This is a genomic window from Streptomyces sp. NPDC028991, assembly GCF_055564775.1.
On record NZ_JBVHVP010000001.1, the window covers coordinates 148,267 to 170,736 of the forward strand.

The window sequence follows — 22,470 nt, forward strand, 5'->3', positions numbered from 1 at the left end:
GCGAGGAGCCGCCCGATGACCATCCGCCGGATCGTCCCCAACATCCAGGTCGCGCACGAGGAGCGGATGCGTACGAGCCGTGACTTCTACGGCCTGCTGGGCTTCGAGGAGGTCATGGACATGGGCTGGGTGACGACCCTTGCCTCCCCGGCCAACCCCACCGCCCAGATCAGCCTGTTCACCGAGGAACGCACCGCGCCCCTCGTCCCCGACCTGAGCGTGGAGGTCGAGGACGTCGACGCGGTGTACGCGCGGCTGTCCGCGGCGGGCGCGGAGATCGTACGGGAGCCGCGGGACGAGGAGTGGGGCGTACGGCGTTTCTTCGTACGGGACCCGAACGGGCGGGTGGTGAACGTACTCACCCACCTGACCTAGGGCCGGCGGGCGCTGGGAACCTTCGCCATGTCCGTCTCCCGCCGTTTCCTGCCATGCCGACCACCGCGGCCATGCCGACCCCCGTGGCCGCGACGACTGCGCAGCCGTGACGACTGCGCAGCCGTGACGACTGCGCAGCCGTGACGACTGCGCAGCCGTGACGACTGCGCGGCCGTGACGACTGCGCGGCCGAGGCCAATCCGCGCCGTGCACGGCGCACGCGCCGGGGTGAGCGCCGCTCCGCGCCGCGCCGCGCCGAAGGACGGCGTGCCCCTCCATCGGCCGAACAACGGGCGCTCTCGCGACACTTCCGGGTACCCGCTGAGTTAGGCGAGGGGAAAGCGAAGAGCGGACGCAACGAGGAAGCGGGAAGCCGATGAGTACGCGGAGCACGGGCACGGACCGGCCTCGGGCCCGGTCGGTCATGGTAGACGGCGCCCGGGTGGCCTGCTGGGAATCGGGGCCACCCGACGCCGAGCCGGTCCTCCTCCTGCACGGCTATCCCGCCAACCACCACTGCTGGCGTCATCAGGTCCCACCCCTGTCGGACCGGCACCGGGTCATCGCCCCGGACCTCCTCGGCTGGGGCGAGTCCGACCGCCCCCTTCACCTCCCCTTCGACTACGACACCGAGGTCGGCCGGCTCGGCCGGCTGCTGGACGCACTCGAGCTGGACTCGGTCAACCTGGTCGGCCACGACTACGGCGGCTTCCTGTCCGTCGGCTTCGCCGAGACCCACCCCGAGCGGGTGCGCCGGCTGGCCGTCCTCAACAGCCGCGCCCACTCCACCTTCACCCGCCCCTGGTACGCGGTCTTCAGCCTGATCAGCCTCGCCGGCCGGGCCCCCGCGCTCCGACCGGCGGGCATGCGCCTGCCCTACGCCGCCCTCCACCGCCGGTCCTTCGCCCCGCTGGTCCGCGCAGGACACCTCGACACCGGCGTCCTGAACGGCTACGTCGACTGGATGGACACGCCGGAGGGCCGCCGCTGGCTGCTCCACTACTTCGGCGACTACCGCACCCCGCCCCGCCCGGAACTGCGCCGCCGCCTTCACGAGATCGCCTGCCCCACGGCGGTCGTCTGGGGCCGCGCGGACCCGTACCTGCGCCCGACGATCGCGACGGAGCTGGCCGAGGCCGTGCCCGGTGCCGAGCTGACGATGCTGGACGGCACCGGCCACTGGGTGATGGACGAGCGCCCGGCCGAGGTGACGGCGGCCCTGCGCCGGCTCCTGTCCCGAGCCACCCGGCACACCCGCGCCTGAGACGCAGGTCACATCCGTGCGCCCCGGGGGCCTGTCACATCCCACCTCCGCGCTCCGTCGTAACTGTGTACGCCCGAGGACGAACGACCGACGCTCCAAGGGCGGACGACCGACGACCAAGCAAGACGGATCACGATGGACCACGACGGTCCAGACCGGATCACGACGGTCCACGACGGATCACGACGGTCCACGACGGATCATGACGGTCCACGACGGAGGAACCCACCATGGAAGCTCGTCTCAACATGTTCGCCAACCCGATCGCGGGCAAGCTCGTGCGGCACATCAACTCGGCGGGCAAGGTCGTGACGGACTCGTCGCTGCCGGCCGCGACCCAGGAGTTGGTGAAGATCCGTGCCAGCCAGATCAACGGCTGCGGGTTCTGCCTCGACATGCACACGAAGGACGCGGCGAAGGCGGGGGAGACCGCGCTGCGCCTCAACCTGATCGCGGCGTGGCGGGAGGCCAAGGTGTTCACCGACGCCGAGCGCGCCGCCCTGGAGCTGACCGAGCAGGGCACCCGCATCGCCGACTCCGCCGGGGGCGTCACCGACGAGGCGTGGGCCGAGGCGGCGAAGCACTACGACGAGGACCAGCTCGCCGCCCTGGTCGGCCTGATCGCCATGATCAACACGTACAACCGCCTGAACGTCATCCTCCGGAACCCGGCGGGCGACTACGAGCCGGGCATGTTCGGCTGACGCGCCACGACCACCCGGAGGACGGCTCGCCCGATCGACGGGCGAGCCGGCCCCCCGTTCAGCCGGCGTGCAGCAGGACCGGGAGCCGCTGGTGGCCGTTGCTGATCAGCGAGGGCACGGGCGGCAGTTCCTCCGCCGGATCGGCGAGGCGGATGTCCGGGAAGCGGCCGAACAGGCTCTCCAGCGCGAGCGTCACCTCCATGCGGGCCAGCGGCGCGCCCAGGCAGAAGTGGACGCCGTGGCCGAACGCGAGATGCTCCTTGACCGTGCGTGTCGCGTCGAAGGTGTCGGCGTCCTCGTGCCAGTCCGGGTGGCGGTTGGCGGCGGCGTACGAGGCGAGGATGGCCTCCCCGCGGGCGATGGTCCGCCCGTCCGGCAGCGGGATGTCCGTGACCGCGAACCGGAGCGGCAGATGCTTGACCGCCGGTTCGTGACGCAGCGTCTCCTCGACGACGTCCGCCCAGGTGACCGCGCCCTTGCGGACCAGTTCGAGCTGGTCGGGACGGGTCAGCAGGGTGTGCGTAGCCTGGTCGATGACGTTGACGGTGGTCTCGTAACCGGCGCTGATCATCAGCAGCAGGGTGTCGCGCAGTTCCGCCGGGGAGAGGCGGTCGCCGTCCCCCTCGTCGTCCCGCGCGGCGATGAGCAGCGACGTCATGTCGTCGCCCGGGGTGGCGCGCTTGGTGGCGATGAGCTGGTCCAGGACCTCGTACAGGCGGGCGGTGTTGGTCTGCGCCTCGGCCTGGCTCAGCGTGGTGTCGAAGACACCGTCCACGAGGGCCCGGAAGCCCTCCCGCCGGTCCTCGGGCACCCCCATGAGGTGACCGATCACCGCGATGGGCAGCGGGTAGGCCAGCTCCTGCCGCAGATCGACCGGCTCTCCGGCGGGGAGGCCCGCGAGCCGGTCGACGAGCCGGGTCACCGTCTCCTCGACGGCCGGCCGCATCGCGGCGATGCGACGGGCGCTGAAGGCGGGCGCCACCAGCCGGCGCAGCTTGCGGTGGCCCGGCCCGTACGCGGTGAACATGTTCTCCACCGCCACCCACAGGGCGAGCGGCCAGGTGCCGACCACCTCGCCGAAGGCGGGCCAGTGCGCCCGGGCGTCTTTGGAGACATCGGGGCTGGTGAGCAATTGTTTGAGGAGGACGGGGTCGCTGACCGACCAGGCCTGGACACCGAGGACGTCCACCCGTGTGGCCGGGCCGCCCTCCCGTAGGGCGCGGTGCTCGGCGTGGTGACCGGCGCCGGTGGGGTCGAGGACGAGGGCGGGCTGCTGGGTCGCCATGACCTGGCTCCTTAGTGTGCGGCTGGGTGGGCGGCGGGGAAGGTGACGGGCAGGGATTCCAGGGCGCGGTGGAACGGGCCGGGGCGCCACGTCAGCTCGGTGAGGGGACGGGCGAGGTCGGTCTCCGGCAGCGCGTCCAGGAGATGGGTGACCGCGGTCTCGGCGATGAGGTAGGCGTGCGAGCGGGCGGGGCAGGAGTGCGGGCCGATGCTCCAGGCCAGGTGGGCGCGGTTGCCGGTGTGGTGGCCCTCGGGCACACCGTCCCTGAGGGCGGGGTCGTTGTTCGCCGCCGCCATCGAGATCACGACCGGCTGGTCGGCCGGGAGCAGCACCCCCTCCACGTCGACGGGGTACGGGGGATACGAGATGCAGTAGTTCGCCATCGGCGGGTCGGTGTAGAGGACGGCGTCCAGCGCGTCGCGCACCGTGGACAGGCCGGCGTGCAGGTCCGCGGAGAACTCCTCGTCGGTGAGGATCTTCAGGATCGTGTTGCTGATCAGGTTGGTCAGGGGCTCGATCCCGGCGCCGTAGAGCGTGACGAGCTGATGGCCCATCTCCTCGTCGCTCAGCTCGGCGGGGTGGAGGGCCAGCCGGGACGTGATGTCGTCGCCGGGGTGGAGCCGGCGCAGGGTCACGAGGTCGGACACGGCCTGGGCGAGGATCCGGTTGCCCTGCTCGGCGTTGGTGGTGTCGAAGATCTTCGCCATGCCGTCGGCGATGCGCTGCCCGATCTCGTCGGGGCAGCCGAGCAGCGCGCTCAGCACCCGGAAGGCGATGGGGAACGAGTACTGGGTGAGCAGGTCCGCCGAGCCAACGGCGCGGAACTCGTCGATGGCGCCGGAGGCGACCTCCTCGACCAGGGCCCGCAGTCCGTGCTGGTCGACCCGGTCGATGGCCTGGGTGTTCGCCGCTCGGTAGCGGGCGTGCTCGGCACCGCCCGAGCGCAGCGCGTTGGGCCGCCACTCCATCATCGGCCGCACCGGGCAGGTCGCCGGGATCAGCTTCTCCCACGCGCGCGGATCGGCCGGGAAGCGCAGCGGGTCGTTGAGGATGCGGCGGGCCTGGTAGTAGCCGATCACCAGGGTCGCGGGCACCCCGGGTGCCAGATCGACGGGGACGAGCGGACCGTGGGTGCGCCGCATGCGCCGGTAGGCGGCGTGCGGGTCGGCGGCGAACTCCGGGGCGTACAGGGCGACCCGGCCCGGCCCCGGCGGGCCGGCCGGTGCGGGCTCGGCGGAAGGCAACGTCATCGGCGGGACTCCAGGAGGGCGGCTGAGCGGTGCTCGGAGAGGTACTCCGTGAGCGTGATCAGGGCGTGCAGGGAGGACGCGCGGTCGCGGGCGTCGCAGTACGTCAGAGGCGTGGCGGGTTCGAGGGCCAGCGCCTCGCGCAGTTCGGCCTCGGGGTAAGCGGGGGCGCCGGGAAAGGTGTTGATGGCGACGGCGTACGGAATGCCCGCGCCGTCCAGCAGCCCGAGGGCGTCGTGGGAGGCGTCGAGGTCGCGGGTGTCGGCCAGGACGAGACAGCCGAGGGCGCCGTGGGCCAGGTCCTCCCACAGCGGCTGGAATCGGGACTGCCCCGGCAGCCCGAACAGATACAGCGCGATCCGGCCGCCGGCCATGTGGATGCGGCCGAAGTCCATCGCCACGGTGGTCGTCGTCTTGTGCGGGGTTCCGCGCAGGTCGTCCACACCGTCGCTGGCCTGCGTGATCGGCTCCTCCATCCGCAGCGGCCGTACTTCGGAGACGCTGCCGATGAGTGTCGTCTTGCCGACGCCGAAGCCCCCCGCGACCACGATCTTGGCCGACCGCGTCACCGTGGCCGGGACGTAGGTGACGGACGGGTCGGACCGGTCAGACCATGGAGCGAAGTCCACGGAGCACCTCCTGCAGCAGGTCGAAGTCGGGCTGGTCGTCGGTGGCGGCGACCGGGCTGGTCAGGTGGCCGGAGTCCATCAGCGAGGAGACGAGGATGCGCACCGTGGAGGGCGGCAGCTCCAGCGCGGCGGCGATGTCGGCGACGGCCAGGCCGCCCTGGGCCCCGGCGAACAGCCGCATCACCCGGCGGGCGTCCGGTGGGAGGGTGTCCGTGGGGCCGGTCGCGGCGATGACCACGCTCTCCAGGCGCACGTCGGCACGAGCGCTGACCTGACCCCCGGTGCGGACGTAGGGCCTGACCATGTCGGGGTCACGCCGCGGCCCCGTCATGCCGGCGAGCCGCCTTCCGCGACCGGTACGCGCTCCTCGGTGACCAGTTCGTGCCCCACCCGGGTGGCGAGCCGCACCATGTGGTGGGAGATCAGCCCGACGTCCGCGTCCGGCCCGGTCGTGCACACCGACAGCATGGTGTTCTTCGCGGCGGTGGTCGTCAGGCCGATGCAGCCGACCGACTCGATCAGCAGTTGGCGCATTCCCGCACCGCCGGTGAACTCGTCCCAGGCCTTGCCCGCCGCGCGCAGTGCCGCCGTCAGCGCGGCGAACTTCTCCCCGTCGTCCTGGCCGATGGTCGCGGTGCGGGCCTTCAGCAGCCCGTCACTGCTCATCAGTACGGCGTACCGGACGCCTTCGACGCTGCCGAGTTCCTGGTCGAGCAGCCAGCCCAGGCTGTTGGTGTGTGTGTCTTGCACGATCAGTTTCCTTCGTCGTGAGCGGCGTCGTGAGCGGCGTCGTGGGTGGCGTCGGCGGTGGGCCCGGTCGTCCGTCCGGGACCGGGACCGGGACCGGGGACTGGGCCGGGGTCGGTGGAGGCCGGTGAGGGCTCCTCCTCCCGGCCGCGGCGGGTGCCGGCCGCCCAGGCCGCGGCGACGGCGGGACGGCCGGGCCCGGTGTCGTCGGGGGCCGCGGGGCGACGCGCGGCGGCGGGCGCGGTGGAGCGTCGGCGGACGGTCAGACCGCTGGCGGTGGTGGCCGTGGGCGTGGCCGCGGCGGCTGCGGACACGCCCGTGGTCACGGCGCCGGAGTGCGGAGCGGCCGGCTCGGCCCCGGGGACGGGGGGCTCCGCGGCGGGAGCGGTCGCGGGAGCGGTCGCGGGAGCGGTCGCGGGAACGGCCGACGGGGCCGGCGACACGGGGCCGGCGGCGGAGCCCGTCGGCGCGGGGGTGGCGCCGACCGCGGGGCCGGGGGCGGCCACCGGCGGGGCGAGGGGCGCGACGGACGGCGTGGTCACCGGCCGGGACACCGGCTGGGCCGCCGCCGGGTCGACGAGCAGGTTCTTCGGCAGGACGACCATGGCCCGGGTTCCCTGGTAGATGTTCGGCGCGGTCAGCTCGACGCGGAAGCCGTAGTTCTCCGCCAGCAGGGACGCCACGCGCAGCCCGGTCTGGGGGTGGGCGCCCAGGCGGGTGATGTCGTCGCGCTGCTCGCCGGACATCACGTCGCTGGCCCACAGCAGCCGTTCGTCGTCCATGCGCAGTCCGGCGTCGTCCACGATCAGGAAGCAGGCGTGGTGCCCCTGCTCCAGCGAGACGTGGACACTGGCGGCGGGCGGCGAGTAACGCAGCGCGTTGTCCAGCAGTACGGCGAGCGCGTGCACGACCGCCTCCACCGCACGGCCTTCGACCACCACGGAGCCCATCTCGGGGTGCTTGATCCGCTCGTACCCCTCGATCCGGCCCATGGCCGCACGCACGATGTCGGTCAGCGAGGTGGCGGGCCAGCGCCGGGACAGCTTGTCCCCGGCGAGTACGGAGTACCCCGACGCCGTGAGCAGCATCTGCTGCGCGAGGTGGTCGATCTCCACCAGCGTCGCGTACGCCTCGTCCGAGATGTGCCGCCGTACGCCCTGGCTGACGGCCCGGCCCAGCCTCGCCGACCGGGCCACGACGTTGTTGGCGAAGCCGCGCACGGCGGCCCGGGCCACGCCGACGGACTCCTGCCGCACCTGGGCGATCCGCCGCTCCGTGTCCTGCCGCACCTGGTCGGTGGCGTGGGCCGCGGCCCGGTCGGCGGCCGCCCGCTCCTGGGCCAGTACGTCCCCCACCGCCGAGGCCACCGCGCCGGGCACGGCACGCAGCCGCTCGGCGAGCGGTGTCCCCTCGAGCGGCGCCGGTACGTGCAGCCCGCCCTCGGCGCCCTCACCGCCGTGTCCGCCCTGCCCGCCCTTCACCGCCGCCGGAATCACGGTGGCCGCGAGGTGCCCCACGCACTGCTCGGCCGCGACGAGTTGCAGGGTGAGCCGGTCGGCGTGCTCGCGCAGCAGCTCGGCCCGGCTCCGGGCCTGGACGCTTTTGCGCCGGAAGTACCACGCGGCCCCGACTGCGGCCACCGCCAGCACGGCGGTGGCGGTCACTATCAGTTCAGTCATCAGGTCCTCACGGATCGGGAGCCGTCGGTGTGGGGAAGTGGGCCGAGGCGCGGAGGGGCCGGGGAAGGCGGTGGGGGCGCGTGCGGCGATGCGTGCGGCGACGCGTGCGGCGATGTGCGGCGACGCGTGCGGACCGCGGCAGGCCGGAACGGCCCGGCGGCGGCGAGGGCGCACGACATGGATCTCCAAGGAACACGCGAGGGCCGGTACGAGCAGGGGGCCGACGACGACGCGGACTCGGAACGGAACAGGACCGCGCACCCCGCACCGCCTCGAACTCCTGTATCCACGACCGGCGTTCGACGTACGGGAAGGGACCATACCGTTTGTGCTAACACCTCGTGTCAGCCTCGTGACTGCGAGCCGGAACCATCTGGGGTTTGACGCGAAATATGCCCGGATGGCAGCCGGACACCTATGGCTGAAAAGGGCGTTGGCCGTGCGGGTGGCGCGCTGGTAAGCGGGTCGGCCGTCATCGGCCAGACGCTTCAGTCACTCGCTTGGCAGCCGGGCGGGCCGGGCTCGCCGCCCCCGCGCGTCACGGGCCAGTCGCCCGGCGCGGTCTCCTCCGAGTACTCGCGAATCCTCTCGGCACTCCACGATCCCGGCCAGCGTGTGCTGGACGACCAGCGCAGCGACATGAGGATGCCCGTGCGGGCGTGCGTCTCGAAGAGGGTCACGATGCGCGACCCCAGGTAGTCCAGGGAGGCGCCGCTCAGGTCCGCGCCCCTCATGTCCGCGACCTGGATGTGCGTGCTGAACAGGGTCGCGCCGCGCAGGCTGGCACCGGACAGGTCGGCTCCGGTCAGATCCGCCTGGAACAGGTTCGCCCGCAAGAGGTTCGCGCCTCGCAGGTCCGCGCCCACCAGCCTCGCGCGCGAGAGGTCGGCCCCCGTCAGGTCGGCGCCCGCCAACCGCGCGTTCGTGAGGTCCGCGCCCTGCAGGAACGTGCCGGTCAGGAACGAGCCCCGCAGATTCGCGCGCCGGAGCCTCGCTTCGTACAAGTGGGCGCCGTCCAACTTCGCATCCGACAGGTCCGCCCAGGACAGGTGGGCCCTTCGCATGCGGGCCAGTCGCAGGTTGGCCCCGCGCAACCGCGCCCCGTGCAGCCAGGCTCCACGCAGGTCCGCGGAGACCAGCTTCTTGCCCGGTCTGATCCACGGCCACAGGGCCAATGGGCCGATCCGCCGACCGAACATCTCAATCCCCCAGCATCGAAGGCCTCGCTGCCGCCCCCCAGGCAGGGGCGAGCCACCAACCCGTCCGCCAACTGCCCGCGCCCGGACAGGTTTTCACACCCCGCACAGGCAGCGTCCGCACTAGGTTGGTGTCCTGATCCCGATCCTGATCAGCCCACGCCAACCCACCCCTAGGAGACTCTGCCGTGTCGGACACCAACTCCCAGCTCGCGGCCAGCGCGGAGATACGGGCCCGGATCGACACCGCCACACCGCACTCGGCCCGCTTCTGGAACTACTTCGTCGGCGGCAAGGACAACTACGAGGTCGACCGGGAGATCGGGGACCAGATCAAGGAGATCTTCCCCGGCCTCGTCGACGTGGCACTCACCAGCCGGCTCTTCCTGGGCCGCGCCGTCCGCCACCTGATCCGGGAGCAGGGCGTCCGGCAGTTCCTGGACATCGGCACCGGCCTCCCCACCGCCGACAACACCCACGAAGTGGCCCAGCGCGTCGCTCCCGACGCCCGCATCGTGTACGTCGACAACGACCCGATCGTGCTGACCCATGCCAACGCGCTGCTCACCAGCTCCCCCGAGGGCAGGACCGCCTACCTGGACGCCGACCTCTACGCCCCCGACACCGTCCTGGAGGCCGCCGACGGGACCCTCGACTTCTCCCGCCCGATCGCCCTGATCATCCTCAACACCCTCGGCCACGTAGCCGACTACGACCAGGCACGCGACCTGGTGCGCCGCCTGATGGCAGGCCTCCCGTCGGGCAGCTACCTGGTGATCAGCGACAGCACGGCCACGAGCGAGGGCATGATCGCCGCGTCGAACGCGTACAACGCCAGTGGCGCGACGCCGTACTACGTACGCAGCGTCGAGGAGATCGCCGGCCTCTTCGAAGGACTCGACCTGGTCGAGCCCGGCATCACCCGGGTGCCCTCCTGGCGCCCGGATCCGGACGCCCCGGCCGACTCGGCCGCCGCTCCCGTCGACGCCTACTGCGGAGTGGGGCGCAAGCCGTGAGGCGGGGGGCGGATCCGGCCGGTCAGGCTCCAGGCGTACGACGGCTTCCGGTCTGACCTGCCGTGGACGCGAGCTTGGCGAGTGGCGCGGGGCCGGTGCCGGTGCCGGCGGGGACGCGGTGGCGACGGAGGGCGGGCAGGACGGTGGCCGGCCCCGCCAGAGCCGCCATGGCCGCGCCCAGCCACCCGCCGACCGACGGGCGCCGCCCGTCCCCCGGGTGACACGTCATCGCAGGAGGCACCCCGACCGTCCCGCCACGGCGCCGGAAAACAAGATGCGGATGCCTGGCACGCCGACTTACCGTGCCAGGCATGCACGTCGTGTTCACCAAGGGCCCAGGGACGAGTTACGACATCGCGGTGCACCGTGAGACCGGTGCCGCGCTCGCCCCGCGCAACGGCCCCGGCGGCCATCCCTATCTTCCCCACGACCTGGTGCACTTCCTCGTCGAGGCCGAGGCGGGCATCGAGCTCGGCGTCTACGGACGGCTGGCCGCCGGCGACAACGGCATGTTCTGGCCCGCCGACCCCGCGGAGCGTGCCAGGGCCGCCCGGCGCCGCAAGACGAAGCCAACCCGGCCGTCTCCCGGGGCGAGTGCCGACATGGCCAGGTCGGAGGAGCTGGCGGGCATCGCCGTACCCGTGTGGGAGGTACGGCGGGGGCACGCGCGCGAGCTGCCGGCGTACGTGACGGCCGTGGAGATCCCCCCTGTCGTCGACCGGATCGTGTCCCGCTTCGACGACTACGCGGACCGCTGGCACGCGCTGCCGGTCGGAGGCTCGCTGACGGTGACGTGGTGAAGCCGCCGTCCGCCGTCGTGTAGGCGCGGTTCGGCGGCGTAACCGGTATCCGGGTTCCTCAGGCGGGGACGGGCTCCGGCTCAGTGCCGTCGAAGGGCGGGTACGTCTGGCTGGCCACAGAGCGGTGCGGTCCCGGCTCAGTGGAATCACGCCCAAGCTGACGTTGGGGAGCCTCGCCAGCGACAACAGGTGCCCTAGCTGCCCAGCCATGGTTTCGGGCCCACCGATCATGTGCCGGAGCGTGCTCTCCTCCAGGACCACGGCGAACCGGTGTGTGGGCCCTGGTATACGCGGGTGTCTGAAACGGTCCGGGTATGAGCCACGACGAGTACGCCCGAAAGTGCCGGGTGCGCTCCCACAAGGGAATGACCGATTGCTGGGCACGGCGCAGTCCGGAACGCTCCATACGCCGCCACTCGACGTAGGCGCCGTCGATGTTGCGACCTGTGCCGACGAGGTCTGCTGTCTGCTCGGCCGCAGCGCAGTGCAGCGTGTACGCGTGCAGATCGTCATCGGAGGGTGGCGTACGGCCGTTTTCGATGCGGCTGCACTTGCGCTTGCCCAGGGCCTCTCGGGCCTCCTGAACGCTGGATGACGTAGACATGGAGTGCGGCGGGCGATCCCTGTCAGGCCGGCCGGTACTCCTCATGGGGGATTGCCCGCTCCCACACGGCAGCGAACGCGGAGGAGCACAGGCTGACGACGGTCTGGTCGGTCAATAGTTCCTCACCGGTCATCGTCCCGTCCCCGGCGAAGTGGTTGAACAGGACGGACGTGCCATCGAAGAGCCAGAAGTCGTTTCCCGGCAGAGCAAGGCCCGAAGCCTGCCTGCGGGGTAGCCAGCGCACGTCTTCGCCGGCCTTGACGTTGTGCCCGCCCGTCAGCTCGTACTCGTAGCGAGCGTAGGAGGACAGAGGTTCGGAGACGACGCGAGCGCGGTGCACGGCCACGCCGCGGGCCACCGCTGAGGAGACGAGCTCGATCCACCAGGGCCAGCGCTCCGCCGGGTCGAACTGATGGCCTGCTGACCACTCCCGATAGTCCTCGTCGAGACCGTAGGCATCGCGCATCTCAAGGTGATAGGCGCTGTACCGGGCTGAGCGGAAGAGCTCCTCAAATGTCGGCTGCGGCACCGCCGCTCACCTCCCGGAAGAACTGCATCATGCGCCTGGGGAACCCGATCACTGTCTCGTGCCCGGGGATGTCCAGCTGCGCCAGGCGATCAGCATCTGTGACCCGCCAGCCTTGCAGAACGTAATTCCCGGTTTCGTCGTCGAGGTACACGGTCGAAGAGCCGTTGTTGGGGCTTGCACGGACTTTAGGGCCTGGGACGCTCGTGGCTGGCCCGCTTGGCTGCATCAACGCATCGCGTCGACGAAGCGACGCCAGGCCTCGGGCCCCACGGCAAGGACGGGCCCGCCTCTGCGCTTTGAGTCACGTATCAGTGTTCGGTGCGAGAGGTAGGCGCACTCGACGCACTCCGTGCCGCTGCCGCCGCTGTACGAGGACTTGAACCAGCGATGCGCTGACGTGGCCGCCATCAAGATTCACTCCTTGCTGACTCTGTCGATGAGTTCGGCTGAGGACTCGAGGTCGAGTGCCTGGGCGCTGAGGTACTGGAACGCCAATCTATAGCGCTCCAGTTCCTCCGGTTTCTCCATGAACAGCCCACCCCCGAGGAGGTCCACGTACACCACGTCCAGGTCGGGAGTCTGACCGCGAAGGGTGGCAAAGCTGCCCACGGCAGCCGCATGCGCGCCCCGCGCGAACGGCAGTACTTGGACCGTGACATGTGGACGCTCGGTGACGGCAAGCAGGTGTGCGAGTTGCTCCCGCATCACCTCGCGGCCTCCGACCCGCCGCCGGATCGCGGCTTCGTCGATCACGCACCAGATGTGCGGCGGTTCGTCGCGTGCCAGCAACTCCTGCCGCTTCATGCGGATGTCGACCATGTGCTGCACCTCGCGCTCATCGCATTGCACTTCCGAGGCTCGGTGGACGGCCTCCGCGTAGGCACGCGTCTGGAGCAGCCCGGGTACGTACATGCAGGCGTAGTGGTCCTCGCGTACCACCTCATCCTCCAAGGTGAGCATGAGGTTCATGGACTCGGGGATGGGATCGGTCAGAGATCGCCACCAGCCTTGGATCTTCGCGCCCTTCGCCAGTTCGACCAGGGCCAGGCGCTCCTCGTCCGTCGCGCCGTACTCGCGGCAGAGGGCGTCTACGGCAGGCCACTTGACCGTTCCCTCCTTCGTCTCGTAGCGACTCAGCGTCGCCTTCGAGATGCCGACGCGTGCTCCTGCCTCCTCAAGCGTCAGCCCTTTCAGTTCCCTGAGCCGTCGCAGGACGGCGCCCAGTTGGCGCCTGCGGGTGGTGGGTCCAACTGCCATGTGTGCGGCCCTCCGTGTCGATCCAGTAGATCGTCGTGCTCAGTCGTTGGCGACGGCAAGGCGGTGTGCGCCGGGGGCGTGTGCTGGAGAGTCGTGCTCCCGGCGGCATCCTGCTGAGAGTTCCATTTTGAGAGTTTCAATGCAACTCTGAGTCATGGAGAGATCACAGCGTGCCAACGAAGGCGCTGGCGAGGGAGTGGTGCGACATGGATGGCTCTCTATGGATGCCGACGCGGCCGTGGAGACTGCCGTTTCTGGCCGACGCCGAGCAGGTGTCGTCCTTGCGGCGAGCGCTGCGAATCCACTTGGAGTACTGGGGGCTGCACGAACTGAGAGACGCAGCGGAGATCTGCACGGGCGAACTCATCGCCAATGTCATCAAGCACGTCGGAGCCGGGACGCCGTCCACGCTGGTCGCCTCACTGAACGGGTCCCATCTGCGCATCGAGGTTCACGACCCCGACCCCCGCGCGCTGCCGACTCTCACCTGCGCGGGCCCCGACGCCGAGACGGGGCGGGGGATGGTGCTCATCGAAGCCCTCAGTGCCCGCTGGGGTGTCGAGCTGACCGGTGACCGCAAGGTGACCTGGTGCGAGCTCCGGCTGCGTGCCGCCGGGGCCGGCCGTCACGTGCCGGTTCCCCGACTCGCGCGAGCCGTGGACGTGCTGAGTCTGTACAGCGGCTCGGTCTCGGCGCCGCAGCCGGTCGATCAGGGCCGGTTGGGCACCGCGGTCGCAGAGGATGCGGCGATCGACGTCATCACCGATCTCCTCTACTGGTTCCGCCTGCACGGGCGGGACCCTGACGACATGCTGGACCAAGCTCAGGCGCGCTTCGAGGCGGAGAGTGAAACTCGGCTCTCCTGAGGCGGTGCGCCCCGCGGCCGACGTGTCTGACTCAGCTCGCCTGGATGGCCGAGTAGGTCCACACGTCGGCCGGGAGGGGGTGCTCGAGCTGCCAAGTGATCGCCATCGGCTTGCTACCGGTGTGCTGCACGTAGGTAGCCGGGCCGAGAAGCATCCACGGCTGGGGCTTGCCTATGTCCGTGTTCTTGTAGCGGCGCATGAAGAGGAGGACGTGACTGCCGCGACGCGCATGCTGCTGGTAGCGCAGGCCGGTGCGCGAGTCGGCTGCCGTCGAGTTCTGAGACTCCCAGTGGAAGAGGGTCGGGTTCAGCGCGTAGTCCTTGTAGCGGACGGTCGGCGAGAAGTCCTTCTCGTCCTTTTCGAGCGTGATGAGCAGCGCATCCGTCTGGAGCTCATCGACCCACTGCACGCCCTGCGCGAAGGATCTCGGCATCTGGCCGCCGAAGCGTGCGACGCCGAGCGCGGCCAGTATCTCGGACCGGTTGTACGCGCTGTGGACCTTCAGCGGGACTTGGCTGAGGGGGCCGGACAGGGCGATCGGGAAGTGGTCCGCCTGCTCGATGACGTGCGCCAGCACTTGCCGGAGTTCATCCCGCAGTGCTCGCTGCGGGTGCAGGGATGCGAGACCCTCCCCGAAGCTGGTGAACCCGCCCGCGTTGTCCCACAGGTTGAAGAACAGCATGCGGGCGTAGGCCTGATCGGTCGGACCGAGTGCTTCGTACGACGGAGCGTCGTCCTCCAGAAGCCGCAGGTAGGCCTGCGCGCGCTCAGGGTCATCCACGTGCAGGAAGGCGTGGACCCGCTTGAGCAGTGCGGCTTCGCCCGGCGGGACGGCTTCGGTCATCATTCCGGCTCGGCGGAGGACGGCCGTCCAGGAGTTGGCACTCTTGTACAGCTCCTTGATCTCACGGCGGCTTTCCCGGAGATAGTCGGCGAGGCGTGGAGTGCTGTACTCCTTGACCTCCTTCACCAGCGTCTTCACTGTGGCACCCAGTTGGGTCCGGATGTTGTCGAGGACGAGCTCCTTCGACTTGCCCTCCAGAATGATCTGGCACCCGGACGGCAGTTGGGGGAAGCCACGCTCGATGTGCTCGACCAGCCGGTTTCGCGACAGGTTGGTCAGGGCTCGGAACTGCTCCTCGAAACGGAATTCAGTCCGGTGCTGTCCGATGAAGTCGAGGACCGTGAGCACCGGCTTGGTCTCGGTACGCCGCAGTCCACGCCCCAACTGCTGGAGGAGGACGGTGGCGCTGTTGGTGGGGCGCAACAGGAGGAGCGTGTCGACGTCCGGGATGTCGAGCCCCTCGTTGAACAGGTCCACCGAAAAGATCACCTGGATTCGGCCGTCCCGGAGGTCGGACAGCGCCCGGGCGCGCACGTCGGCAGGCGAGTCACTGTCGAGAGCCACAGCACGGAGGTTGGCCGCGCGGAAGTACTCGGCCATGAAGTGAGCGTGTGCCTTGGTGACGCAGAAGCCGAGCGCCCTCATGGCTGCGGGGTCGGAGACCTTGTCCCGGATCTGCTTGACGATGATGCGGGCCCGCGCGGTATGGCCCGTGAAGAGATTTCCGAGTTCCTGATCGGCGTAGGAACCCTTCTGCCAGTTGAGGTTCCTCAGGTCCGTGCCGTCCGGGATGCCGAAGTAGTGGAAGGGGCACAGCAGGTCGTTCTCCAGGGCCTCCCAGAGCCTCATCTCGGCGGCGATGCGGCCCTCGAAGAACTCGTCCTGGACATTGAGCCCGTCCATCCGCTCCGGAGTGGCGGTGAGGCCCAGTAGTTCCCTGGGCGCGAAGTGGTCGATCACCCGCCGGTAGGTGGAGGCCGTGGCGTGGTGGAACTCGTCGATCACGATGACGTCGAAGTGGTCCGGAGACAACTGCTCCAGCCGCTGCACGTTGAGCGACTGGACGCTGGCGAAGACGTGATTCCACTCGCGTGGGTCCGCGCCGCCATACAGCAGTTCACCGTACGAGGCGTCGTCCAGCACCTCTCGGTAAGTGCGCAGCGACTGCTTGAGGATCTCCTTGCGATGGGCCACGAACAGCAGTCGCGGCCTACCCCCGGCCGACTCCTTGCACAGGCGGCGGTAGTCGAGGGCGGCCATCACGGTCTTGCCGGTACCGGTAGCGGCGACCAGTAGGTTGCGGTGGCGTCCGCGGAGCTCGCGTTCGACGCTCAACCGCTCCAGCATGTCCCGCTGGTGTGGGAAGGGACGCACCTCGAGGCCGGAAAGGTTGATTCTCAGATCGGTGGTCGGCGTCGTCCCACTCGCCTGGGCCAGAGCTCCGTCGAGGCGCACGCGGTGGAGATCGGGGTCGTACGTCTCAAAGGCCGTGTCGTTCCAGTACGCGTCGAAGGTCGCCTCGAACTTGTCCAGCACTGCGGGTGTGGCCACTGAGGACAGACGTACGTTCCACTCCAGACCGTCGAGCAGGGCCGCACGGGACAGGTTCGAGCTGCCGACGTATGCCGTGTCGTAGCCCGTCCGGCGACGGAAGAGCCAGGCCTTGGCATGGAGCCGCGTCGAGCGGATCTCGTAGTTGACCTTCACGGTGGCGCCGAAGTCGCGTACGAGCCGGTCGAGGGCATGGCGATCCGTGGCGCCCATGTAGGTGGTGGTGATGACCCGGATCGGTACCCCGCGCTCCTTGGCGGCACGCAGGGAGTCCTCCAACACGCGGATGCCGTACCACTTCACGAACGCGCAGAGCAGGTCGATGCGGTCCGCGGTGGCCAACTCGGCTCGCAGCTCGGAGCCCAGGCTGAGGTCCTCCGGCGAGTTGGTGAGCAGAGACGTTTCGGAGAGCGGGGTGAGCGGGCGGATCGCGTAGGCTCCGGGAGCCTCCTGCTCCGCAAGCGCCAACAACTGCCGAGGCCCTTCGACGATGGTGCTGACGGGCTCGCCATCGGCCTGATCGGCGGCCCCGGCGGCGAGGGACTCCAGGATGCGGTTGGCGAAGGGAACCCGCTGGTCGGCCGGGAGCTGAGTGAGGCGACGGGCCACCATGTCACCGACATGCCGCGCCAGCACATGAGGTGAGGACTCCGCGCTGACCTCCGCGTCGACGGCCTTCCAGCCAGCGGCCTCGAGTTGTTCCAACTCGCCGTGGACGCGGTCCGTGATCAGTTGCTCGTAGACCCCCGCGACCGGCTGCGCCGGTCTCCCCGCTTCTCCCACCACGACCCCCTCGATCAGCACACCGATGTGGCTCAGTTCTAACAGGAGCCACTGACACCGAGCCACGCCCGTGGGGCCGAGCGCCCATCAAATGAGCAGAGCGTGAACACTCACCCGGGCAGTGTCCACGCTCTTCGCTCTTCGCAGTGTGTCTCCTGGCGGAGGGGCCGCGCAGGCGACGTCCGCCCGCTCAGCCCCTCGCCCCCTCCGCCAGGAACCCCTCCAGGCCGTCCAGCAGCATGCCGCTGCCCTGTTCCGCCATGTCCCGGGCCTCTGCCGTGTCGCAGGTCTGGCTGACGGTGATCACGGTGTTGCGGGGGCCCTGCTCGGTGAGTTCGATGGTCATCGTCTCGGGTTCGGGGCGGCCGGGGATGTCCATGCCGATGACCAGGTGACTGGGCCGGTCCACCTCCAGGTAGGTGCCGGTCAGGGGGAACTCGGCGCCGTCGGGGGCCTGCATCGTGGCCTTCCAGGCGCCGCCGGGGCGGACGTCCAGTTCGACGGAGCCGGGGGCCGCGTGGGCCCACTGGGCGTACTGGTCGGGGGTGGTCCAGGCCTGCCAGACCCCTGCCGCGGGGGCGTCCAGGGTGCGGGTCAGGGTGTAGGAGAAGCCGTTCGCCGCCGCGGTCGTCTGCTCGGTGCTCATGTCGTCCTGCCTTCTTCGGTCTACGGGGATCGACGTCTTGCGCTCGTGGTGGGTTCGCAAGGCCGTTGATGCACCTGTAGACGGCCGGCGGCGCGGAAACTCATCGGTTGGCCGCGGCGGGCCCCGTGAGGCCGTGGCATCGCGCGTACGGCTCGTTCGAGCCGCACCAGCACGCCGCCCCCCGCTGCGGCGGCCACCCCACCGCGCGGCCCCGGGCCGCCAGCGTCGTCGCGTACTGGGGGAGGAGGGCCGGGTCGGCGGGGGAGGAGCCCTCCGACGCCGCGAAGGCCTCGTAGGACGGGACCGTGCCCCGGACCACGCCGAGGTTGGGGGTGCCGGACGACGCCAGCTCGCGCAGTGCCGCCTCTATGGTCGCCAGGTGCTCCTCGTACGAGGGGTACTCGGCGGCGAGGGGCGGGTACGCCTCGAGCAGTTCCGTCAGCTCGTCGGCCGGCCAGTGGAGCATGGCCACCGGGAAGGGACGGGACAGGGCCTCGCGGTAGGCGCCCAGTTCGGCGCGCAGGCGGGAGATCTCCGCCTCCAGGTCCGCCGGGTTGTCCGAGCCCAGGGACCAGACGCGCTTGGGATCGTGCAGCTCGTCGAGGGAGACCGGCATGGAGTGCAGGGTGTCGGCCAGGGAGTCCCACTCGTCGTGGGGGAGGCCCAGCATCCTGCGGACGCGGTGGCGGCCGTAGAGGAGGGGGTGCGTCGCGTACGGGGGCTCCGCCACGTCCGTCAGGAGCAGGCGGGCGCCCTCCGTGAACGTCTCGTGTGCCGCCTCCAGCTCGTCGTGGGCCTCCAGGGCCTCGGCGGCGATCACCCAGGGGGCCGGGTCGCGCGGTGACGCCGTACGCACGCCGTCGATGATCGCCCGGGCCTCCGCCTCGTGGCCGTACTCCCAGAGGTTCGACGCCTTGAGTGCACGCACCAGGGACGGGTTCTCCAGAGCGGCGGCGGTGTCGGAGGACAGCAGGCGGTCGTAGAGCTTGGTCGCGGCGGGGCGGTCGCCGGACAGTTCCAGGTGGGCCGCGGCGCGCAGGAGCAGGGCCTCGGCGTCCTCGGGGTAGAGGCCGGCGGTCCGCTCCAGGCGTGCCGCTTCGGCGGTGTGGTCGACGTTTTCGGCGGGCGTGTCGGGGCGCATGGGTGACACCGTACTGCCGACAAGGGACGAAGGTGAGGTACCCGCAGGCCAGAGGCCGTCGCAGGCCACAGGACCGGCGCCCGGCGGGGGCGCCGCGGGTGCTGCCCCCTCGTCCCTACGCCGTCACCCCGTCGATCTGCAGCGTCTGCACCGACCGTCCCGCGAACGGCACGCTCACCGTCCGCCCGCTGAGACGGGTGTCCGTATGCGCCGCGTACCGGTCGCCGGCGCCCGTCGTCACCGTGTTCCAGCGGGGGACCAGGCCGCCGGGCTGGCCGGTCGCGGTGGAGAAGCGGGAGAGGTCGAAGGTCAGGGTCTGGGACGACTCCGACGTGTTCGCCGCCACGACGACCAGGCGTCCCGCCGCCCTGTCCAGCGCCGCCGCCGCATAGCTCACGCCGGTGTCGAGGATCGTCATGCCGGGGCGGATGTGGCGGCTGAACTGGGCCAGTACGTAGTACTTCGTCTGCACGGCGCCCGGCTGGAGGGTGTCCGGGTCGTACGCGATCGTCGCCCAGCCGGGCGACGGGTCCATGACCTGCCAGTAGCACCAGGCGGTGGGGTGCAGCCAGCGGAAGTCGTAGAGCAGGTTGCTCGCCATGCTCATGCCGGTGGCGTCGTTCTCGCCGGTCTCCGAGTTCCACAGGGTCTTGCGGGACGTGGTCACCACGTCCGTGTAGAGGAGGTCGCGGCGGCCTCCGGCGCCCTGGTAGCCGTGCACGTTGACCTGGTCGACCAGGGCCTTCGTCGTCGGCCCGAAGGAGTTCCAGGTGGTACGGGCCAGGTCGTAGCTCGTCTCGTCGGACGCCGATATCGCGGTGTCCGCCAGGCCCCGCTTGTCCAGTTCGGCGCGCAGGTGCCCCAGTACCGACGCCTGTGTGGCCGCGTCGATGTGGCAGCCCTCCTGCTTTCCCGTCGCCGTCCACCAGTTGGAGCTGGGTTCGTTGAAGGGGTCGACGGTCGCGAAGGCCACGCCCCAGTTCGCCCGCGCGTACGCCGCCACCGTGGCCAGGTGGGAGGCATGCTGGCGGTGGTTCCAGGACTGGAGGTTGTTGCCGCCGCCGGCCGCGCCGGACGGGTTGTGGTTGGCGCACATCCACCACATCGGGGAGTTGGCGAACAGCTCGCTGGTCGCGCCCCGCGCCACCGCCATCCGCAGCATGGCGCGCTGCTTCGCGTCCGCCGACCAGTTCCAGGCCGGGGAGGACGGGTCCTCGTCGCGCCAGTCCTGCCAGTAGCCCTCGATCTGCTTGAAGCGGGGGATGTTCGGTGACTCCACCATGCGCTCGCCGTTCACGGCGTTCCAGCCGCACGCGCCGAGGTTGTAGCGGGCGATGTTCAGGCCGAGGCCCGGGAGGGTGCGGCCGCCGTACGGCACCTGCCCGGTGGTGAAGAAGAGGTCCGCGAAGTCGGTGCGGTCGCCGAAGACGTTGGCCCACCAGGCCAGGGACGTCCCCCAGCCCTCCCATGTGCCGTACGTCGCCGCCGGGTTCACGGTGACCGTGGCGTCCGCCGCCTTGGTCGCGGACGCGTGCGCGGTGCCGGTGGCCAGGGTGCCGCCGAGGAACGTACCGCCTGCTGCGGTCAGCAGGGTTCTGCGTCGGATCACGGCTGTCTCCGCCTCTCCGCTCGCGGTGACCAGGGGGAGGGATACGGGAGTTGACCGCCCTCCCGGGATGGGTGCCTCCTCGTTCTCCAGGCAGCATCGGGTGTGGCGGCTGAGGTTGTCGAGAGGTGTGACAGCGCTTTCCGGCCCTTTTCCTCCGGGTTATCAGAAGGGGTGGGGGAGGAGGGGGAGGAGGGTCGCCATGCGGAACGGGACCGCCGCCACGGTGCCCACCCGCGGCAGCACGCCCGGGCACGGGCCGCACAGCAGTCGGCGGCCTCTCCCGCCCGGGTGTGAGCCCCGCGCCGGGCCCACCGGCAGCCAAGTCCTGTATAACTGGGGCAAACACGAGTACGAGAGGGGGAGTGGCCGATGATCCGAGGACGGGCCGTCCTGCGCCCCCTTCTCGTCCTGCTGCTCGTGCTCATCCCCGTCGCGCTCGTCGACGCCGGCAGCCTCTCCGTCACCGTCGCGCTCGCCGCGACCGCCGCGGCCGGCTCCGCGCTGGCCGTCTGCGCCGTGATCGCCGCGCGCTGCGCGCCCGCCGTGCCGCCCACCCGGGTGCGTACGGCCATCAGGGACCGGGACCTCCGTACCGCCTTCCTGCCCCAACGCGATCCCGACGCCCCCGGACGCCGCCGGCCCCGAGCGCCCGGGTACGCCCTTCCGGCGACCACCGCGTAGGGCCGTTCTCCCGCCGTACCCGGCCCCGCGCCGGTCGTGTCGTCATGCCGCCAGCACCTTCACCCGGCACGACGAGACCCCCGGAGGGCTCACCCACTCATGTCCGTTTTCGCCAGCCTGGTCGAGCAGCTCGCCGACCTGCTCCAGCCGCTGTTCGGCGCCTCCGCCGCGGCCGCCGCCATCGTCCTGTTCACCGCCCTCGTGCGGCTCCTCGTCCACCCCCTGTCCCGGGCGGCGGCGCGCGGGCAGAAGGCGCGCACCCGGTTGCAGCCGAGGATCGCCGAACTGCGCCGCAAGCACGTCAAGAACCCCGAGAAGCTCCAGCGGGCCGTCCTCGACCTGCATGCCGAGGAGAAGGTGTCCCCCTTGTCGGGCTGCCTGCCCAGCCTCTGCCAGGTGCCCGCCTTCTTCCTCCTCTACCACCTGTTCTCCAGCTCGTCGATCGGCGGGCAGCCCAACGAGCTGCTCTCGCACCGGCTCCTCGCCGCCCCGCTCGGCGGGCGGTGGGCCGACGCGCTCGGCGACGGCGGGCCGGCCGGGGGTGCCGGGCTCGTGTACGTCGTGCTGTTCGCGTTCGTCGCCGGGGTGGCCGTCTTCAGCTACCGGCTCACCAAGCGGACGATGGCCGAGACGCCGATGCCGGTGGCCGGCGTCGGCGCCCGCGCCGGTGGTCGCGGGGCTGATGCCGGTGGTCGGGCCGGTGCCGGTCACGGAGAGCAGCTGCCGGGGCTGGCGGCCATCACCAAGGTCATGCCGTTCATGTCCTTCTTCACGCTCGTCACGGTGGCCGTGATGCCGCTGGCCGCCGCGCTGTACGTCGTGACCAGCACCACCTGGAGTGCCGTCGAGCGGGCCGTTCTGTACCGGTGAGGGCACGGCGCGACCAGGGGCGCACGGTCTGCCTACGGTCCAGTACGTGAACGGGGTATTGCGGAGTGGACCCCGACCTTGGACGATCGACCAGTCCTCCGATGGCTGCGCACTGCCGCACCCAGGTCGCACCTCATCGGGCGGGCT

At 70.7% G+C, this 22,470-nt stretch carries 23 protein-coding genes and 1 pseudogene; 8 read left to right on the forward strand and 16 right to left on the reverse strand.

The genetic code is table 11. From position 1 onward, the window contains the following. Positions 1-15: 15 nt before the first annotated feature. The 3 genes from ACZ4V1_RS00610 to ACZ4V1_RS00620 all read left to right on the forward strand — a co-directional run bounded on the left by ACZ4V1_RS00610 (position 16) and on the right by ACZ4V1_RS00620 (position 2,343). The gene (locus ACZ4V1_RS00610) at positions 16-375 is read left to right on the forward strand and encodes a VOC family protein (RefSeq protein WP_468327648.1); all 360 of its coding nucleotides are present in this window, start codon (positions 16-18) and stop codon (positions 373-375) included. Positions 376-751: 376 nt separating this feature from the next. Continuing rightward, entirely contained in the window at positions 752-1,639 is an 888-nt protein-coding gene (locus ACZ4V1_RS00615) for an alpha/beta fold hydrolase (protein WP_468327650.1), read from the forward strand. Between the two features lie 230 nt (positions 1,640-1,869). Continuing rightward, positions 1,870-2,343 (forward strand): carboxymuconolactone decarboxylase family protein, encoded by a 474-nt coding sequence (locus tag ACZ4V1_RS00620; protein ID WP_468327652.1) that lies wholly within the window; start codon positions 1,870-1,872, stop codon positions 2,341-2,343. A 58-nt stretch (positions 2,344-2,401) separates the two neighbouring features. Here the strand turns inward: ACZ4V1_RS00620 and ACZ4V1_RS00625 are convergent, their stop codons facing one another. The 7 genes from ACZ4V1_RS00625 to ACZ4V1_RS00655 all read right to left on the reverse strand — a co-directional run bounded on the left by ACZ4V1_RS00625 (position 2,402) and on the right by ACZ4V1_RS00655 (position 9,105). Next, on the reverse strand, positions 2,402-3,628 hold the full coding sequence (locus ACZ4V1_RS00625) for a cytochrome P450 family protein (RefSeq protein ID WP_468327654.1): 1,227 nt from the start codon (positions 3,626-3,628) through the stop codon (positions 2,402-2,404). Between the two features lie 11 nt (positions 3,629-3,639). After that, complete coding sequence (locus ACZ4V1_RS00630; RefSeq protein ID WP_468327656.1) at positions 3,640-4,878, reverse strand: cytochrome P450; 1,239 nt, start codon at positions 4,876-4,878, stop codon at positions 3,640-3,642. Beyond that, on the reverse strand, positions 4,875-5,504 hold the full coding sequence (locus tag ACZ4V1_RS00635; RefSeq protein WP_468327658.1) for a GTP-binding protein: 630 nt from the start codon (positions 5,502-5,504) through the stop codon (positions 4,875-4,877). Before ACZ4V1_RS00635 ends, ACZ4V1_RS00630 begins: the two co-directional genes overlap by 4 nt. Continuing rightward, complete coding sequence (locus ACZ4V1_RS00640) at positions 5,482-5,835, reverse strand: DUF742 domain-containing protein (RefSeq protein WP_468327660.1); 354 nt, start codon at positions 5,833-5,835, stop codon at positions 5,482-5,484. Before ACZ4V1_RS00640 ends, ACZ4V1_RS00635 begins: the two co-directional genes overlap by 23 nt. Further along, positions 5,832-6,254 carry a roadblock/LC7 domain-containing protein gene (locus ACZ4V1_RS00645; RefSeq protein WP_055417129.1) on the reverse strand — a complete coding sequence of 141 codons (423 nt, stop codon included), beginning with the start codon at positions 6,252-6,254 and terminating at the stop codon, positions 5,832-5,834. The genes ACZ4V1_RS00640 and ACZ4V1_RS00645 overlap by 4 nt, the downstream gene beginning before the upstream one ends. Before the next feature lie 2 nt (positions 6,255-6,256). Then, the gene (locus ACZ4V1_RS00650; RefSeq protein ID WP_468327663.1) at positions 6,257-7,930 is read right to left on the reverse strand and encodes an ATP-binding protein; all 1,674 of its coding nucleotides are present in this window, start codon (positions 7,928-7,930) and stop codon (positions 6,257-6,259) included. Positions 7,931-8,418: 488 nt separating this feature from the next. Beyond that, complete coding sequence (locus ACZ4V1_RS00655; protein WP_468327665.1) at positions 8,419-9,105, reverse strand: pentapeptide repeat-containing protein; 687 nt, start codon at positions 9,103-9,105, stop codon at positions 8,419-8,421. A gap of 209 nt (positions 9,106-9,314) precedes the next feature. Between ACZ4V1_RS00655 and ACZ4V1_RS00660 the strand changes: the two genes are divergently transcribed. Beyond that, positions 9,315-10,142, forward strand: coding sequence for an SAM-dependent methyltransferase (locus ACZ4V1_RS00660; protein ID WP_468327667.1), 828 nt, complete (start codon positions 9,315-9,317; stop codon positions 10,140-10,142). Positions 10,143-10,453: 311 nt separating this feature from the next. Beyond that, entirely contained in the window at positions 10,454-10,942 is a 489-nt protein-coding gene (locus tag ACZ4V1_RS00665) for a hypothetical protein (protein WP_468327669.1), read from the forward strand. A 180-nt stretch (positions 10,943-11,122) separates the two neighbouring features. Here ACZ4V1_RS00665 and ACZ4V1_RS00670 read toward each other — a convergent pair. The 5 genes and pseudogenes from ACZ4V1_RS00670 to ACZ4V1_RS00690 form a co-directional block, all read right to left on the reverse strand. Further along, positions 11,123-11,455 (reverse strand): annotated as a pseudogene (locus ACZ4V1_RS00670) (Scr1 family TA system antitoxin-like transcriptional regulator); the annotation flags it as partial. A gap of 113 nt (positions 11,456-11,568) precedes the next feature. Continuing rightward, complete coding sequence (locus ACZ4V1_RS00675) at positions 11,569-12,012, reverse strand: DUF6879 family protein (protein ID WP_468328879.1); 444 nt, start codon at positions 12,010-12,012, stop codon at positions 11,569-11,571. A gap of 43 nt (positions 12,013-12,055) precedes the next feature. Continuing rightward, on the reverse strand, positions 12,056-12,226 hold the full coding sequence (locus ACZ4V1_RS00680; RefSeq protein WP_468327671.1) for a hypothetical protein: 171 nt from the start codon (positions 12,224-12,226) through the stop codon (positions 12,056-12,058). A gap of 74 nt (positions 12,227-12,300) precedes the next feature. Then, positions 12,301-12,483 carry a DUF397 domain-containing protein gene (locus tag ACZ4V1_RS00685; protein ID WP_468327673.1) on the reverse strand — a complete coding sequence of 61 codons (183 nt, stop codon included), beginning with the start codon at positions 12,481-12,483 and terminating at the stop codon, positions 12,301-12,303. 6 nt (positions 12,484-12,489) lie between these two features. Next, positions 12,490-13,332 carry a helix-turn-helix domain-containing protein gene (locus ACZ4V1_RS00690; protein ID WP_468327675.1) on the reverse strand — a complete coding sequence of 281 codons (843 nt, stop codon included), beginning with the start codon at positions 13,330-13,332 and terminating at the stop codon, positions 12,490-12,492. 170 nt (positions 13,333-13,502) lie between these two features. Between ACZ4V1_RS00690 and ACZ4V1_RS00695 the strand changes: the two genes are divergently transcribed. Continuing rightward, complete coding sequence (locus tag ACZ4V1_RS00695; RefSeq protein ID WP_468327677.1) at positions 13,503-14,198, forward strand: ATP-binding protein; 696 nt, start codon at positions 13,503-13,505, stop codon at positions 14,196-14,198. Positions 14,199-14,229: 31 nt separating this feature from the next. On the opposite strand, the gene ACZ4V1_RS00700 is transcribed toward ACZ4V1_RS00695, so the two are convergent. From ACZ4V1_RS00700 to ACZ4V1_RS00715, 4 genes are all read right to left on the reverse strand, one after another. Then, positions 14,230-17,376: a DEAD/DEAH box helicase gene (locus ACZ4V1_RS00700; RefSeq protein ID WP_468328882.1), complete on the reverse strand. Its 3,147-nt coding sequence runs from the start codon at positions 17,374-17,376 to the stop codon at positions 14,230-14,232. 190 nt (positions 17,377-17,566) lie between these two features. Then, positions 17,567-18,022 (reverse strand): SRPBCC family protein, encoded by a 456-nt coding sequence (locus tag ACZ4V1_RS00705; RefSeq protein ID WP_468327679.1) that lies wholly within the window; start codon positions 18,020-18,022, stop codon positions 17,567-17,569. Positions 18,023-18,122: 100 nt separating this feature from the next. Beyond that, complete coding sequence (locus ACZ4V1_RS00710; RefSeq protein ID WP_468327681.1) at positions 18,123-19,163, reverse strand: SEC-C domain-containing protein; 1,041 nt, start codon at positions 19,161-19,163, stop codon at positions 18,123-18,125. 115 nt (positions 19,164-19,278) lie between these two features. After that, on the reverse strand, positions 19,279-20,772 hold the full coding sequence (locus ACZ4V1_RS00715) for a glycoside hydrolase (protein ID WP_468327683.1): 1,494 nt from the start codon (positions 20,770-20,772) through the stop codon (positions 19,279-19,281). A gap of 369 nt (positions 20,773-21,141) precedes the next feature. On the opposite strand from ACZ4V1_RS00715, the gene ACZ4V1_RS00720 reads away from it, so the two are divergent. Both ACZ4V1_RS00720 and ACZ4V1_RS00725 read left to right on the forward strand, forming a co-directional pair. Next, a complete protein-coding gene (locus tag ACZ4V1_RS00720) occupies positions 21,142-21,453 on the forward strand; it encodes a DUF6412 domain-containing protein (RefSeq protein WP_468327685.1) in 312 nt (103 codons plus the stop codon). Positions 21,454-21,552: 99 nt separating this feature from the next. Next, positions 21,553-22,323: a YidC/Oxa1 family membrane protein insertase gene (locus ACZ4V1_RS00725; protein ID WP_468327687.1), complete on the forward strand. Its 771-nt coding sequence runs from the start codon at positions 21,553-21,555 to the stop codon at positions 22,321-22,323. Positions 22,324-22,470 lie beyond the last annotated feature (147 nt).

Bases quoted from the DNA above. Each gene is read 5' to 3' on its own strand.
- ACZ4V1_RS00610 (WP_468327648.1), top strand. From the start codon at position 16: ATGACCATCCGCCGGATCGTCCCCAACATCCAGGTCGCGCACGAGGAG.
- ACZ4V1_RS00615 (WP_468327650.1), top strand. From the start codon at position 752: ATGAGTACGCGGAGCACGGGCACGGACCGGCCTCGGGCCCGGTCGGTC.
- ACZ4V1_RS00620 (WP_468327652.1), top strand. From the start codon at position 1,870: ATGGAAGCTCGTCTCAACATGTTCGCCAACCCGATCGCGGGCAAGCTC.
- ACZ4V1_RS00625 (WP_468327654.1), bottom strand. From the start codon at position 3,628: ATGGCGACCCAGCAGCCCGCCCTCGTCCTCGACCCCACCGGCGCCGGT.
- ACZ4V1_RS00630 (WP_468327656.1), bottom strand. From the start codon at position 4,878: ATGACGTTGCCTTCCGCCGAGCCCGCACCGGCCGGCCCGCCGGGGCCG.
- ACZ4V1_RS00640 (WP_468327660.1), bottom strand. From the start codon at position 5,835: ATGACGGGGCCGCGGCGTGACCCCGACATGGTCAGGCCCTACGTCCGC.
- ACZ4V1_RS00650 (WP_468327663.1), bottom strand. From the start codon at position 7,930: ATGACTGAACTGATAGTGACCGCCACCGCCGTGCTGGCGGTGGCCGCA.
- ACZ4V1_RS00665 (WP_468327669.1), top strand. From the start codon at position 10,454: ATGCACGTCGTGTTCACCAAGGGCCCAGGGACGAGTTACGACATCGCG.
- ACZ4V1_RS00675 (WP_468328879.1), bottom strand. From the start codon at position 12,012: ATGCGCGATGCCTACGGTCTCGACGAGGACTATCGGGAGTGGTCAGCA.
- ACZ4V1_RS00685 (WP_468327673.1), bottom strand. From the start codon at position 12,483: ATGGCGGCCACGTCAGCGCATCGCTGGTTCAAGTCCTCGTACAGCGGC.
- ACZ4V1_RS00690 (WP_468327675.1), bottom strand. From the start codon at position 13,332: ATGGCAGTTGGACCCACCACCCGCAGGCGCCAACTGGGCGCCGTCCTG.
- ACZ4V1_RS00705 (WP_468327679.1), bottom strand. From the start codon at position 18,022: ATGAGCACCGAGCAGACGACCGCGGCGGCGAACGGCTTCTCCTACACC.
- ACZ4V1_RS00710 (WP_468327681.1), bottom strand. From the start codon at position 19,163: ATGCGCCCCGACACGCCCGCCGAAAACGTCGACCACACCGCCGAAGCG.
- ACZ4V1_RS00720 (WP_468327685.1), top strand. From the start codon at position 21,142: ATGATCCGAGGACGGGCCGTCCTGCGCCCCCTTCTCGTCCTGCTGCTC.
- ACZ4V1_RS00725 (WP_468327687.1), top strand. From the start codon at position 21,553: ATGTCCGTTTTCGCCAGCCTGGTCGAGCAGCTCGCCGACCTGCTCCAG.